The following is a 14159-nucleotide window of genomic DNA, read 5'->3' on the forward strand; positions in this document are numbered from 1 at the left end:
TGAGGACGAGGCCGCCAGGCCGATCACGCCCGCAGGTGACGGCCGTGGGACGCGGGACGCATCCAGCCCGTCCGGCGTTTGAGGACGAGGCCGCCGGGCCGATGGAAGGGCGGGTGGGTGGGGGAACAGCCGCCGTGGAGCGGTGGATCACCGGCAGCCGACGACGGCGCCCGGCGGACCGTTCCAGCCCGTCCGGCGCTTGAGGACGAGGCCGCCAGGCCGATGGGAGGGCGGGTGGGTGGGGGAAGGGCCGCGCCGCGGTGGCCCCGCTCAGGCCTCGTCGAGCAGACCCGCGTCGTGCACCAGCAACGCGATCTGCACCCGGTTGTTCAGCTCCAGCTTCGTAAGGACCCGCGAGACATGGGCCTTGACCGTGGCGACGCTCAGGTACAGCTCCGCGGCGATGTCCGCGTTGGAGGCACCGCGCCCCACCGCCACCGCGACCTCCCGCTCGCGCTCGCCGAGGGCGTCGAGGCGGCTCAGGGCCCGTCTGCGCCGGTCGAGTTGGGGGCCGCCACCCGTCACCTGGGAGATGAGCTGCTGCGTGACGGTCGGGGAGAGCACCGGCTCCCCCGCGGCCACGGCCCGTACCGCCGCGACGATCTCGGCGGGCGCGGTGTCCTTGAGCACGAAACCCGCGGCCCCGGCGCGCAGCGCCCGCAGCACCTGCTCGTCGGCGTGGAACGTGGTGAGGACGATGACCTCGGGCGCGTCGGGGCGCCCGCGCAGGGCCTCGGTGGCCGCGAGGCCGTCCATCGTCGGCATCCGGATGTCCATCAGGACGACGTCCGGCCGCACCTCCCCGACCAGCGCGGCGACCTCGCTGCCGTCCCCCGCCTCGCCCACGATCTCGATGTCGTCGGCGCCGCCGAGCATGAAGGAGAGTCCGGCGCGGACCAGCGGGTCGTCGTCGACGAGCAGGAGCCTGATCGGTTTCATGCGCCCTACCGTAACGAGCCCCGGTTCCGCCCCCGGCCGGGTCCGGCGCCGCGCCCCGGTCACGCGGGCATCCTCAGGCGCAGCGGGCCGCAGCCCACGCGCTCCGCCTCCGCCGCGACGTACCGCGGCAGGAGCGCGCGGATGTCGGCGGCCTGGTCGCCGTCGTCGGCCCGGACCAGGAACGTGACCTCGCCGGTCTGGCACTCGGCCTGGTAGAGGCCCATGTCGTCGCGGAGGAAGCCCTGGCCGCGGGAGTACTCCCTGGTGTCGCCGACGGCCGTGACGCGCCGCCTGCCGCCGTCGAACGACAGGTCCTTGTAGAGCGCGGCGAGCCGCGGGTCCGCCACCGTCATCAGGCGCAGCGACGGGTGGCCGAAGACGACGTCGCGGTCGCACGTGCGGACGGGCGCCGCACCGCGGGTGACCAGCGGGCGGCGGTAGCCGTCGGGCTTGCGGCCGCCGTGCAGGCGCAGGCCCTCGATGCCGCAGACGGCGTCCTTCCTCTCGTCGAGGAACCGCGCGGGTGCGGACAGCCGGTCCGACGGGTCGGCGAGGGCGCGGGTGCAGCCCTTGTCCCGCATGTAGTCGTTGGCGAGCTTCACCACGGCGCGGGCGAGCCGGGCGCGTTCGTCGGTGTCGACCTCGTCGTCGTGGACGGTCCAGCCCGTCTCCATGTCGACGACGAGCGGGCCTTGGTCCTCGCCCGGCCTGCCGACGCAGCCCTCGGGTATCGCCAGCCACGCGCGCGTGTCCGACACCATGCCGAGGACGCCGCCGCCCAGGGGCGTCATGCGCGCGGACAGGTACTCGTCGGCCCAGGTGTCGCCCGCACCGCCGAACCGTACGTCGAGCTGGTGCAGCCGGGCGGTGACCCGGGCGCCGCGCGGCGACGTCAACTGGCAGCGCCCGGACGGTCCTTCGGAGCCGATCCTGCTGGTGGTGACGGGTATCTCCGCGGTTTCGACGTCCCGCTTGCCGTGGAACAGGTCGGCCACGTCGTCCTCGTCGAAGGCGCCCCAGCACGCCCGTTCCCCGGCGAACGGGCCGGTCTCCGTCCGCCATGCCACGCCCGTGCCGCCGAGCAGCGCCCCGACGAGGGCGGCGGCGAGGGCGGGCCGCAGCCGGCCGCGGGTGAGCTGCCGCCAGTGCCACCAGGGCCGGCGCGGCGCGGACACGACGTCGGCCGCGGCGACGTCCCCGCCGGTGCCCGCGTCGGTGCCGGTGCTGCTGGTACTGGTACTAGTACGGGTACTAGTACCAGTACTGGCACCGAGGGAGCTGGTACCCGCACTGCCGCCGGACGCGGAACCGCCGGTCGTCGGCTCGTCGTCGCTCATCGGCTCTCCCCGTCAGCGGATTCGGCGGTGGACTCGGCGGCGGATTCCGCGGTGGACTCGGCAGCGGATGCGGCGGTGGGTTCTGCGGTGGACTCCGGTGCGGACGCGGCGGTGGACGGCCCCGCCCCCGCGGCCCCGGCCCGCGGTGCGACCGGCGCGCAGCCGAGGCGGCTGGTCACCGCGTCGGTGAAGGTGACGAAGTAGCGCTTGGTCGCGCGCGCCGGCGAACCGGTCATCAGGAACGTGGTGGGGCGGCCCGCGCACCGGGCCCGTACGGCCTGGTGGTCGTCGGTGAGGACGCCCGTGCCGCGCCAGCCGCGGGCGGGCCGCCCGGTGCCGGTCACGCCGTCGAGGAGCGCGGCGAGGCGGGGTTCGCGGACCATGAGGGCGTCGAAGACCCGGGCGTCCTCGCGTTCGCCGAGCCGCAGGGACCGGCCGATGCGTACGGAGCAGGCCTGGAGGCCGCCGGTGACGGCGCCGACCTGGTCGCGGACGCGCAGCGCCGCCTCCTTGCTCAGGTCCGCACGGACGTCGAGGCCCGGGATGCGGCAGGCGGCGGACGGCGAGGAGGTGTCCTCGCGCTCCGGCAGCGAGAGCAGCGGCGAGGTGACGCGCAGCGGCTTCGCCGGGGCGCAGCCCGCGGCCCGCATGCCCCGGTCGGCGGCGGCCAGCAGGAGCTGGACGGCCGCGTCGGCGCCGCCGAGGTTCGGGCTGCCGATGACGTCCTCCGGGCTGCGTTCCTCGGCCTTCAGGGTGACGGCGGTGGGCCGGCCGTCGCGGGTGTCGCAGCGCTCGGGCAGGACCAGCAGGCCGTGGGAGCCGCTGACGGTTCCGGGCAGCCCTTCGGGCAGCGGCACCGAGCGGCCGCCGAGGAACTCCACGGCCCACTCGACGCGGTCGGCCGCCCCCTTGGGGGCCGGTCCGTACGTCACCGTGACGCGGGTGTCCTGGGTGCCCTTGTCGCCGTCGCTGAAGGTGTGCGTGGAGCGCACGGCGAGGACGCAGCGCCCCCGCGGCTCGGCGGCGGTGGGCGCGGTGCCCGTCGCCGTACGGCGGTGGCCGTCCTCGCCCTCGAAGGCCTCGTCGCCGAGGACGGCGGGGCCGCTGTCCTCCTCCCAGGCGCCCCAGCAGTACCGGTCGCGGCCGTCGAAGGGCCAGGTGTCCGTGGCCCAGGTGCCGAGGCCGCCCGCGAGCAGCGCCACGGCGGTGCCGGTGGCGACCGCGCCGCGCCGGGACCTGAGGAACGCTCGCCCCCGTATGACCCGGTTGCCCCCGGACCACCTGCTCCTGAACCGTTTGCCCTCCTGTGGACGGTCGGTACCGTCCACCGGGCTTCCCCCCGTCACAATGTCCGCCTCTCCGCTGCTCGTTGTGGGTGGCGGCCGATCGTACCCAGGGGCGGCGGAGCAAACGCGCCGGGGGTGCCGGCGCAAAGAGTCGGGGCGCCGGGGCGGGCGTCAGGCCCAGGGCAGCCAGGCGTCGACGTGGAAGCCGCCGTCCGGTTCGGCGCCGTGCGTCAGCCGCCCGCCCGCGAGGGAGGCGCGCTCGGTGAGGCCGATGAGGCCCTGGCCGGAGCCGGGCACGGGCGGGACGTCGCCCGGGGGCGGCGGGTTGCGGACGGTCACGGTCAGGCCCTCGTCGGGGGTGCCGGTGACGGTGACGGCGACCTCGGCGCCCGGCGCGTGCTTGCGCGCGTTGGTCAGGGCCTCCTGGGCGATGCGGTACGCGGTGCGGCCGGTCGCGGCGGGGACGGCCTTCGGGTCCGGCACGCGCAGGTCGAGGACGACGCGCATGCCCGCGTCCCGGCACTCGGCGACGAGCCCGTCCAGGGCCGCGAGCGTGGGCTGGGGCTGCCCGGAGGCGTCGGCCTCGCCGCCCCGCAGCACGCCGATGACCTGGCGCAGGTCCTGCAGGGCCTCGTGCGCGCTCTCCCGGATGACCCCGGCGGCGCGGGCGATCTCCCGCTGGGGCGCGTCGGGCCGGAACTCCAGGGCGCCCGCGTGCACGCTGAGGAGCGTCAGGCGGTGCGCGAGGACGTCGTGCATCTCGCGGGCGATGGCCTCGCGCGCCAGGCGCTGGGCCTGTTCGGCGCGCAGGGCCGCCTCGTTCTCCGCCCGTTGGGCCCGGTCGCGCAGGGCGATGAGGAGCTGGCGCCGGGAGCGCACGAGCATGCCCCAGGCCAGCACGGTGAGGGTGACCGTCGAGGTCAGCACGACCGACACCAGGTACGGGGTGCCGGGGTCGGGCCGCATCCAGAAGAACAGCGGGATCGACACCAGGGAGAGGGCGCCGACCACGGCGGTGTACTTGAAGGGCCGGTGCAGGGCCAGCGTGAAGAACGAGACGAGCGACGCGCCGCCCGCGGAGTCGGACACGGGCCCGATGAGCAGCAGCGCCACGGCAAGGCCGACCGGCCAGCGCCTGCGCAGCCACACGGTGGCGCAGGACGCGGCGCCGATGAGCTGGTCGACGGCCTTCATGTTGTCGGACAGGTTCGGGTTCTTGCCGACGCCGTCCGCGATCAGCAGCCCGATGACGACGGCGACCAGGAAGAAGGCGAAGTCGACGACCCAGTCGCGCACGGTGCGCCGGACGCGCCGCGCCCGGCCGTCGTGCCGGTCGGGGTCGAGCTCGGCGGCGACGGCCGAGGGCAGGAACCACGTACTGCGGACGACGGGCTCCGCCGCGGCCGGGCGTGGAGCCGCGGCCGGGGCTCCCGCCGCTGCCGGGGGTCCCGCGTCGGTGGCCGGTCGCGCGGCGCCGGCCGCCGGTTCCGTGTCGGCGCTGTTGTTCACGGTCGACAAATCTACGCACCTCAGGGCCCCGCACCCGCCCGCCGACCGTGATCGTCTACGAAAGTCGGGGCCCCGGGCGACTTTGGACGCACCCGGGCCGGTGCGGGGTGGCCGGGCGGCGGCCCACGCCTCGCCCCGCGGCCGATGTGCGCGGGGGGTCCGCGGGGCGAGGCTCCGGTGCATGAAACAGCTACTCGAATGGCTCGGCGTGGTCCTGCTGCTCCAGGGGGCCGCGGGGCTGGTGCAGGAGTTCACCGGCTGGCTGCACGGCTGGGGCGTCGTGCGGCACCTGGGTTTCGCCGACGGCTACGAGCTGTACCTGAGCATCGCGCTCGTCGTCCTCGCCCTCGCCCTGTTCGCGGCGGCGGAGAGCACCGGTCGGCGGAGCTGAGCCCGGGCGGCCGAAAGCCGCGGCGGGCGGTCAGCAGCCGTGGTCGACGAGGTCGAACGACCGGTAGTGGTCGGCGGTGTAGTAGTCCTCCTGGTGGCGCTCGCCGGTGACGATGCGCCGCGCGCCGCGGTCCGGGGAGCCCGGGGTCTTGACGGTGTACTCGTGGTAGTAGCCGCTGCCCTGCTCGGGCAGGACGCCTTCCCTGTTCTGGAAGACGGTGCCGTCCTTCGGGTACGGGAAGGGGCCGCCGCGCGCTATCAGACGGAGCGTGTCGTGCGCCTGCGGGGGCAGTGCCGAGTAGCAGATCTCGCCGACCGCCGCGGCGGAGAACCCGGCCGGGGCGGCGGCGGGCGCCGCCTGGGGCGCGGCACCCGCGACGCCGGTGGCGGCGCCGCCGACGAGGAGCGTGGTGGCGAGGGCGGAGACACTGAGGATTCGGGTGATCCGTGGGGGGATTCGCATGGGGCCAGTGTGACGCGCGTAGAGGTTGAGGTGTCAATGACAATCCTGTGATCATCCCGAGGAATTTCCCTGTGGTTCACGGGAGTTCGGAGGCGTTCACGGGCGTTCCCTGGAGTTCACGCGAGCGCGGGGGACTCGCGACGCCGGCCCCTGCTCACCGGCCGGGGCAGCGGCTGCGGCCACCCCCGTCCGGGCCACCCCTGCCCGGCCACCTCTGCCCGACCCGCCCCGGCCGCCCACCGCGCTTCGGCACCGGCGGGGGGGCGCTAGTAACTCCCGTACACCGGGCGCCCCTCGCGGTCGTACGAGGCGATGACGACGCCCTCGGACGTCGTGCGGGTCCCGGTGAGCCGGAACGCCGTCGGCAGGCCGCCCCCGGCGAACAGCCGCTTGCCGGAGCCGAGGGCCACCGGGAACGTCAGCAGGTGCACCGTGTCCACCAGGTCGTGCGCGAGGAGCCCGCGCGCGAGGCCCGCGCTGCCGTGCACCTGCAGTTCGCGGCCGGGGCGCGCCTTGAGCGCGGTGACGTCCGCGACCAGGTCGTCCCGGCCGATGACCCGGGTGCCCTCCCAGTCGGCGGTGGTGAGGGTGCGGCTGGCCACGTACTTGGGCAGCGCGTTGAGCCGGGAGGCGACCGGGTCGGCGGGGTCGGTCATCCTGGGCCAGTACCCCGCGAAGATCTCGTACGTGCGCCGGCCGAGGAGGAAGGCGTCGACGCGGCCGAAGACCTCGGCGACGAAACGGCCGAAGTCGTCGTCCGCGTACGGCACGGACCAGCCGCCGTGCGCGAAGCCGTCGCTGGTGTCCTCCTCCGGGCCGCCCGGGGCCTGGACGACGCCGTCGAGCGTCTGGAACTGCGTGAGCGTGATCTTCATGGCGACCGCCTTCTCCGTCGGGCTCCTGCGTCGGGCGCGCTCGTCCGGCTCGCGCGTCGGGTGCGCTCGTCCGGCTTCCGCTTCCGGCTCGCGCGTCCGGCTTGCGCGTGCGGCTTCCGCTTCGGGCTCGTGCGGCGCGCCGTTCCGTGCCGCGCCGCCGGGTGCCGTCCGCGTTCCGTCACCTGTGCAGACCTCCGGGCCGCCCGGAACTCATCGCCGCGCGCCGGTGCCGCCCGGGGCCGGTGTCCGCCGCCGCAGATCACCGTCCGTTTCCCGCCAGCCCGGGAGCGCGGGCGCGGCTTCGATAGGGGGTGTCGGCACGGAACGGCGCCGGGACGGCGGGAAGCCGAGGCGCCCGACGCACCACCGACACCCCTTGTCCACCACACGGAAGCGGTACTGACATGTCTTCACTCACCGGCAGGACGGCCCTGGTCACCGGCGGCAGCCGGGGCATCGGCGCGGCGATCGCGCTGCGCCTGGCCCAGGAGGGCGCCGACGTCGCGATCACCTACGTCCAGGGCGAGGAGGCGGCCCGCGAGGTCGTCGCCAAGATCGAGGCCGCGGGGCGGCGCGGCTTCGCGATCCGGGCCGACGCGGCGGACGCCGGGGACGCCGTGGGCGCCGTGGAGCGGGCGGCGGACGACCTCGGACGCCTGGACATCCTGGTCAACAACGCGGGCGTCGGGGCGGTCGGCCCGCTGGAGTCCGTCACCCTCGCCGAGGTGGACCGGGTGCTCGACGTGAACGTCCGCGCGGTGTTCCTCGCCTCCCAGGCGGCGGCAGCGCGCATGGCGCGCGGCGGGCGCATCGTGTCCATCGGGAGCTGCATGGCGAAGCATGTGCCCGGGCCGGGCGGGGCGCTGTACGCCACCAGCAAGGCGGCGCTGATCGGGCTCACCAAGGCGTTGGCGCGGGAGCTGGGCGAGCGGGGGGTCACGGCGAACCTCGTGCACCCCGGGCCCGTCGACACCGACATGAACCCGGCCGACGGGCCGTACGCAGCGGCCCAGGCGGCCGGCACCGCCCTGGGCCGCTACGGGGCTCCCGCGGAGGTGGCGTCCCTGGTGGCGTACCTGGCCGGGGACGACGCGGCGTACGTGACAGGCGCGGAACTGGCCGTCGACGGCGGCCACGCGGCGTAGCCTGGCGCGGGCGCCCCGGGCCGTCCATCGGCCTTCGGCCTCGTCCTCAATCGCCGGACGGGCTGAAACTCTCCAGTGCCGCCCGGCGACAGTTCCAGCCCCTCCGGCGTTTGAGGAGCGGGGTCTGGGGCGGAGCCCCAGTTTCGGGAAAGGGGTGGGACTGGGGCGCCCCCGCGAGGCCTAGCCCAGTTCGCGGTGGCGGGCCCGCAGGGCGTCCGCGCCGCGCGCGGTCAGCTCGCCGTACAGGCGCAGCCGGGAGATCCCCCCGTCGGGGAAGATGTCCACGCGCGCGTGGGTGCCGACCACGGCCTCCGGCAGCACGAAGCGGTGGTTCGTGTCGGGCTGCAGCCGCGTACGCGGCAGCGCCTCCACCCACTCCCCGTCGTCCCCGTCCCGTACGGACACCGACGCCCACCCGGCCGCGTTCCCCTTCAGGTACGCGGTGTCGATCTCCAGGGCGCGTACGGAGGCCTGTCCGGCGAGGCGGTAGCGGATCCAGTCGTGGCCGCGGTCGCGCCGCCGCCGCGTCTCCCAGCCGTCGTCCATCTTCCGCGACCGGCCGGGCTGGATGGTGTTGGTGGCGGGCGAGTAGAAGCGGTCGGAGGCGTCCTCGACCTGGCCGCCGTTCTCCAGGGCGACGACGTCGAAGGCGCCGAGCGCGGTGAGCCAGGCGGGGTCGGCGACGACCTCGCCGTACACGCGCAGGCGGGCGACGCCCCCGTCGGGGTGCTGGTTGAGCCGCAGGTGCGTGAACCGCTGCGGCACGTCCACGGCGAAGCCGTTCGCGGCGTGCCCGCCGACGGGCGTGCGGGGCACGAGGACGGTCCACTTCACGTCGTCGGCGAGGAGCTCCTCCGGCGTCGGCGAGCCGTCGACGGCGGTGCCCTCGACGGAGACGGCCTGCGGGTAATTGCCCCGGAAGTGGGCGGTGTCGACGACGACGCCGTGGACGACGCCGGGCGCGCCGAGCCGGACGAGGGCCCAGTCGTGGTCGTCCTCGGTGGGCCAGGGCTCCTCGGCGGAGGCGCCGCGGCGGCGCCGCGTCTCCCAGCCGTCCATGACCTTGCCCTTGTGGCCGAAGTGCTCGGGGTCGAACTCGGCGGCGCCGGGCAGCAGCAGGTTCTCGCGCATGGCGAAGAACTCGTCGTTGGCGGCGACGACGCCGGCGCCGAGCTGCCGATCGGCGAGGTTGGCGTACCGGGTGAAGGGGAAGTCGGCGGTGCGGTAGTCGGCGTAGGGCTCGCCGCCGCCGTAGGGGCTGGCGTCGCCGGTGAAGCGGGGTATCGCCGTCACGGTGATCAGTTGTTCCTTTCCAGGAGGCGGCCCGAGGGGGCGGTGAACTCGCCCTCGGACACGATGCGTCGGCCCCGCAGCCAGGTGGACTTCACGACGCCGCTGAGCGTCCTGCCCGCGTACGCGGTGACGCGGTTGCGGTGTTCGAGCCGGGCGGGGTCCACGGTGAAGGTCTCGTCGGGCGCGAGGACCGCGAAGTCGGCGTCGCGGCCGGGCGCGATGGCGCCCTTGCGGTCGAGGCCGACCAGGGCCGCGGTGTTCGCGGACATCCAGCGCGCCACGTCCGTGAGGTCGTGCCCGCGCGCCCGGGCCGCCGTCCACACGGCGGGCAGGCTGAGCTGGAGGCCGGAGATGCCGCCCCAGGCGGTGGCGAAGTCCGGCGTCTTGAGGTCGGCGGTGGACGGGGAGTGGTCGGTGACCACGCAGTCGATGGTGCCGTCGGCGAGCGCCTGCCAGAGCAGGTCCTGGTTGGCGGCCTCGCGGATCGGCGGGCAGCACTTGAACTCGCTGGCGCCGTCGGGGACTTCCTCGGCGGTGAGCGTGAGGTAGTGCGGGCAGGTCTCGACGGTCAGCCGTACGCCGTCCCGCTTGGCGGCGGCGATCAGCGGCAGCGCGTCGGACGAGGACAGGTGCAGCACGTGCACGCGGGCGCCGATGCGCCGGGCGAGGGCGATGAGGCCCTCGATGGCGGTGTCCTCCGAGACGCGGGGGCGCGTCGCCAGGTAGTCGGCGTACTTGGGGCCGCCGCGCGCGGGCGCGGCGGCCAGCTCGCGCGGGTCCTCGGCGTGCACGATGAGCAGCCCGCCGAAACCGGCGATCTCCCCCATGGACGCGGCGAGTTGCTCCTGGTCCAGCTCCGGGAACTCGTCCACGCCGGAGGGTGAGAGGAAGCACTTGAAGCCGTAGACGCCCGCGTCGTGCAGGGGCCGCAGGTCCTTGACGTTGTCGGGCAGGGCGCCGCCCCAGAAGCCGACGTCGATGTGGGCCTTGGGCCGGGCCACGTCCTGCTTCGTGCGCAGGTGGGCGACGGTCGTGGTGGGCGGCAGCGAGTTGAGCGGCATGTCGACCAGCGTCGTGATGCCGCCCGCGGCGGCGGCGCGCGTCGCCGTCCAGAACCCCTCCCACTCGGTGCGGCCGGGGTCGTTGACGTGCACGTGGGTGTCGACGAGGCCCGGCAGCAGGGCGTGGTCGCCGACGTCCTCGACCCGGGCGCCGGGCTCCACGGGCGCGTCGTACGGGCGTACCGCCACGATCGTGCCGCCGCCGACGGCGACGGACGCGGGGCGCTCCCCCTCGGGGGTGATGACGCGCGTCGAGCGCAGCACCAGTTCGACGTCGGACACCGCGACCCCTCTCTTCCTGTTCTTCACCTGTACCGCGCGCCGCGCGGCTGCCCGCCGCACGGCCGGACGCGCCTGCCTCCGGCCTGCCGGCGTTCCGACCTTCCGGCCAGCGGAATTCAACGTTCTGTTGAAGGAGTCTTCACGCGACCACCGGCCCCGTCAAGGGTCTATACGTTTCCACAAAGTGGAAATAGAATTCCGCACACCAGAACGTAGCTACGTACGACGCGGACCGTCAAGAAGCGCCCGGGCGCCCCGCGGGAGACCGGACAAACACGCACTGACCGGCACGGACGCCCCGCCCGCGCCGGGTGGGCCGCCCCCGGCGCCGGGTAGGCTGCCTACCGCCTGCCAGTCGAAAGGAACGCGCCGTGCCGACGTCCAGCGCCAGCACCACCGACGCCGCGAAGTCCTCCACCGCCGCGCCCGCGAGCGGCGGCGTCCAGTCCCTCGAGCGCGCCTTCGACCTGCTCGAACGGATGGCGGACGCCGGCGGCGAGGTCGGGCTCAGCGAGCTGTCCGCGAGCAGCGGGCTCCCGCTGCCGACGATCCACCGGCTGATGCGCACCCTCGTCGCCTGCGGGTACGTCCGCCAGCAGCCCAACCGGCGGTACGCGCTCGGGCCCCGCCTGATCCGCCTCGGCGAGTCGGCGTCCCGGCTGCTCGGCACCTGGGCGCGGCCGTACCTGGCGCGGCTCGTGGAGGAGACCGGCGAGACGGCGAACATGGCGCTCCTCGACGGCGACGAGGTGGTGTACGTGGCGCAGGTGCCGTCCAAGCACTCGATGCGCATGTTCACCGAGGTGGGGCGGCGCGTGCTGCCGCACTCCACGGGCGTGGGCAAGGCGCTCCTCGCGCACACGCCGGCCGAGGAGGTGCGGGCCCTGCTCGCCCGCACCGGCATGCCCGCCGCCACGGAGAAGACCATCACCACGCCGGACGGCTTCCTCGACGCGCTCGACGAGGTCCGCCGTGCCGGGTACGCGGTCGACGACAACGAACAGGAGATCGGCGTGCGCTGCCTCGCCGTCTCCGTGCCCGACTCCCCCACCGCGGCCGCCATCTCCATCTCGGGCCCCGCGGGCCGCGTCACCGACGAGGCCACCCGCCGCATCGTCCCCGTACTCCAGCAGGTGGCCGCGGAACTCTCCACGGCCCTGGCCACGTCGACACCACCGTCCTGACCACCCCGGCCCGTCCGCCACCTTTGGTTTCCCGCCCGTCCGGCGGTGAGGGCGAGGCGCGGAGCGCCGAAAGAGCGAGGTCCGGGGGCGGCGGCCCCTGGTCACGGGAAAGGCCTGGTTACGGGAAAGCGGTGGGACTGGGGCGCACCGCGAAGTCCGCCACCGTCACCCGCCGCAGCGCCCTCCGCACCCCCCGCGGCAGCGACGGCACCGGCACGAGCAGCACCGGGCACCCCGCGCGGGCCTCGACGTAGCGCCGCGCCCGCCCCCGCCGCCCCCGCGACCCGAGCACCAGCAGGTCCCCCGGTCCGGACGCCACCCGGCACAGGGCCCGCCCCGGCCGGTCCCGCACCACGCACCGTTCCGCGTCCACCCCCGGCGGCGCCCCGCCGAAGGCCTCGTCGAAGGCGGTGGCGAGCCGTTCCCGCGCCGCGCGCCGCCAGAGCTCCGCCCACGCCGGGTCGGGGCGGCGCAGATACAGGGCCTCCCCCTCGGGCGGCTCCCACGCGTGGACCGCCACCAGCCGCCGCCCGCTCGGCAGCGCCTCGGCCGCCGCGGCCCGCAGCGCGGCCAGGCTCGCCGGCGCGGTCCCGCCGACGCCGACCACCACCCGCCCGGCCGCCGCCCCGCCGCCGTCCCGCTCGCCGCTCACCACGCCGTCCCCTCCTCCGTCTCCCCAGCCACCTCCGGGCCTGAAGACCGGCCAAAGTGGCTGCTGATCACGAGTGTGTACGCTGACCGGCCTGGACAGCAGGGCCAATCGGAAGGATCTGGTATGGCTGAGGTGCAGGTGGTCCCCTCCGTGGACCGGCGGCTCGGCGGGACCCGGCTGGCGGGTCTGGTGACCGACACGGCCGGGCGGCGCCCGGGCTACCGCGCGCTCGCCCAGGCGATCCGGGCGCTGCTGCTCGACGGCCGCGTCCCCCTGCACACGCGGCTGCCCGCCGAACGCGAGCTGGCCGCGGCACTGGGTGTCAGCCGGGCCACGGTCACCGCGGCGTACGACCTGCTGCGCGACAGCGGGTTCGCGCGCAGCCGGCGCGGGGCGAGCACGTGGACGGAGCTGCCGGAGGGCCGCCACCCCGCGAACGTGGCGGCCTTCGCCGTCGGCGGCGACGGCGGCCACGGTGACGGCGGCGACGTCATCGATCTGGCCATCGCGGCGCCCGCCGCCCCCGAGGCCGAGCTGGGCGCGGCGCTCGCGGCGGCGGCCGTTCGGCTGCCGCTGCACGCGCCCACCCCGGGATACCACCCGTACGGGCTCCCGGAGTTGCGGGCGGCGGTCGCGGAGCGCTGCACGCGCCGCGGCCTGCCGACGCTGCCGGACCAGATCCTGATCACGACCGGCGCCCAGCACGCGCTGTCCCTGGTGCTCTCCCTGCTCGGCCGCCCCGGCGACCGGGTGCTCGTGGAGAACCCCTCGTACCCGAACGCGCTCGACGCGATCCGCCGCGCGGGCATGCGCGCGGCCCCCGTGCCGGTCACCGACGCGGGCTGGGACACGGCCCTGGTGGAGTCCACGCTGCGGCAGGCGGCGCCCCGACTCGCCTACCTCGTACCGGACTTCCAGAACCCGACGGGCGCGCTGATGGCGCACGAGCAGCGGGTACGGATCCTGGAGGCCGCCCGGGCGACGGGCACCTGGCTGCTCGTCGACGAGACCATCGCCGACATCGCCCTGGACGTGCCGCCGCCCGCGCCCTTCGCGTCGCTGGCCCCGCACGGCGTGGCCGAACAGGTCGTCACCGTCGGGTCGTTGAGCAAGTCGCACTGGGGCGGGCTGCGCGTCGGCTGGGTGCGGGCCGGGTCACGGCTGATCACGGAGCTGGCCATGGCGCGGGTGCCCACGGACATGGCGACCCCGGTGATCGAGCAGCTCGTCGCGCTGCACCTGCTCCAGGGGGCGGACGACGTACTGCGGCAGCGGCTCGCCGCGCTGCGGGCGTCGCGGGCGGCGCTCGTCGCGGCGCTGGCGCGGCATCTGCCGGAGTGGCGCTGGCAGGTGCCGCCCGGCGGGCTCTCGCTCTGGGTGGACCTGGGCGCGCCGGTCGCCTCGGCGGTGGCGCGGGACGCGGTGGCGCGGGGGGCGCGGGTGGAGGGCGGGGGGCGGTTCGGGGCGGACCCGGGGACGCACGAGCATCGGCTGCGGCTGCCGTACACGGTGGCGCCCGCGCGGCTGGAGGAGGCCGTGGCGCGGCTCGCCGCCGCGGCGGCCGGCGACCTCGCGGGGCCCTCGGCCCCGCCCCTCCCGGGCGACTGGGTGGCGTAGCCCGGGGGGGGGGCCCTGCCGGGGGCTCCCCAATCCCACCCCTTCCCGAAACCAGGGGGCTCCGCCCCCTGGACCCCCGAAAATCGCGCTGACGCGCTCGTCCTCAAACGCCGGACGGGCTGAAGA

13 protein-coding genes are annotated in these 14159 nt (G+C 75.6%); 4 read left to right on the forward strand and 9 right to left on the reverse strand.

The features are described from left to right. Positions 1-270: 270 nt before the first annotated feature. The 4 genes from IE330_RS34340 to IE330_RS34355 all read right to left on the reverse strand — a co-directional run bounded on the left by IE330_RS34340 (position 271) and on the right by IE330_RS34355 (position 4930). Positions 271-939 (reverse strand): response regulator, encoded by a 669-nt coding sequence (locus tag IE330_RS34340; RefSeq protein WP_190140095.1) that lies wholly within the window; start codon positions 937-939, stop codon positions 271-273. A 59-nt stretch (positions 940-998) separates the two neighbouring features. Continuing rightward, positions 999-2276, reverse strand: coding sequence for a hypothetical protein (locus IE330_RS34345; protein WP_190140096.1), 1278 nt, complete (start codon positions 2274-2276; stop codon positions 999-1001). Beyond that, a complete protein-coding gene (locus IE330_RS34350; protein ID WP_190140097.1) occupies positions 2273-3604 on the reverse strand; it encodes a hypothetical protein in 1332 nt (443 codons plus the stop codon). The genes IE330_RS34345 and IE330_RS34350 overlap by 4 nt, the downstream gene beginning before the upstream one ends. A gap of 129 nt (positions 3605-3733) precedes the next feature. Beyond that, positions 3734-4930: a sensor histidine kinase gene (locus IE330_RS34355; protein WP_229926125.1), complete on the reverse strand. Its 1197-nt coding sequence runs from the start codon at positions 4928-4930 to the stop codon at positions 3734-3736. 322 nt (positions 4931-5252) lie between these two features. Between IE330_RS34355 and IE330_RS34360 the strand changes: the two genes are divergently transcribed. After that, entirely contained in the window at positions 5253-5462 is a 210-nt protein-coding gene (locus tag IE330_RS34360) for a hypothetical protein (RefSeq protein ID WP_190140099.1), read from the forward strand. A gap of 30 nt (positions 5463-5492) precedes the next feature. Here IE330_RS34360 and IE330_RS34365 read toward each other — a convergent pair whose 3' ends face one another. Together IE330_RS34365 and IE330_RS34370 are read right to left on the reverse strand one after the other, a co-directional pair. Next, on the reverse strand, positions 5493-5924 hold the full coding sequence (locus IE330_RS34365; RefSeq protein WP_190140100.1) for a guanyl-specific ribonuclease: 432 nt from the start codon (positions 5922-5924) through the stop codon (positions 5493-5495). A 266-nt stretch (positions 5925-6190) separates the two neighbouring features. Further along, the gene (locus IE330_RS34370; protein ID WP_190140101.1) at positions 6191-6799 is read right to left on the reverse strand and encodes a dihydrofolate reductase family protein; all 609 of its coding nucleotides are present in this window, start codon (positions 6797-6799) and stop codon (positions 6191-6193) included. Between the two features lie 404 nt (positions 6800-7203). Here IE330_RS34370 and IE330_RS34375 point away from each other — a divergent pair, with 404 nt between their 5' ends. Beyond that, positions 7204-7944 (forward strand): SDR family oxidoreductase, encoded by a 741-nt coding sequence (locus IE330_RS34375; RefSeq protein ID WP_190140102.1) that lies wholly within the window; start codon positions 7204-7206, stop codon positions 7942-7944. 180 nt (positions 7945-8124) lie between these two features. On the opposite strand, the gene alc is transcribed toward IE330_RS34375, so the two are convergent. Both alc and allB read right to left on the reverse strand, forming a co-directional pair. Further along, a complete protein-coding gene (gene alc, locus IE330_RS34380) occupies positions 8125-9237 on the reverse strand; it encodes an allantoicase (RefSeq protein ID WP_190140103.1) in 1113 nt (370 codons plus the stop codon). 5 nt (positions 9238-9242) lie between these two features. Then, complete coding sequence (allB, locus tag IE330_RS34385) at positions 9243-10580, reverse strand: allantoinase AllB (RefSeq protein WP_190140104.1); 1338 nt, start codon at positions 10578-10580, stop codon at positions 9243-9245. Between the two features lie 371 nt (positions 10581-10951). Here allB and IE330_RS34390 point away from each other — a divergent pair, with 371 nt between their 5' ends. Further along, positions 10952-11764 carry an IclR family transcriptional regulator gene (locus IE330_RS34390; protein ID WP_190140105.1) on the forward strand — a complete coding sequence of 271 codons (813 nt, stop codon included), beginning with the start codon at positions 10952-10954 and terminating at the stop codon, positions 11762-11764. 118 nt (positions 11765-11882) lie between these two features. On the opposite strand, the gene IE330_RS34395 is transcribed toward IE330_RS34390, so the two are convergent. Beyond that, entirely contained in the window at positions 11883-12419 is a 537-nt protein-coding gene (locus IE330_RS34395) for a universal stress protein (RefSeq protein ID WP_190140106.1), read from the reverse strand. Between the two features lie 120 nt (positions 12420-12539). On the opposite strand from IE330_RS34395, the gene yczR reads away from it, so the two are divergent. Next, positions 12540-14033 carry a MocR-like transcription factor YczR gene (gene yczR / locus IE330_RS34400; RefSeq protein WP_190140107.1) on the forward strand — a complete coding sequence of 498 codons (1494 nt, stop codon included), beginning with the start codon at positions 12540-12542 and terminating at the stop codon, positions 14031-14033. Positions 14034-14159 lie beyond the last annotated feature (126 nt).

Origin of the sequence: Streptomyces longispororuber (genome assembly GCF_014656095.1) — a bacterium.
Classification (GTDB): Bacteria; Actinomycetota; Actinomycetes; order Streptomycetales; family Streptomycetaceae; genus Streptomyces; species Streptomyces longispororuber.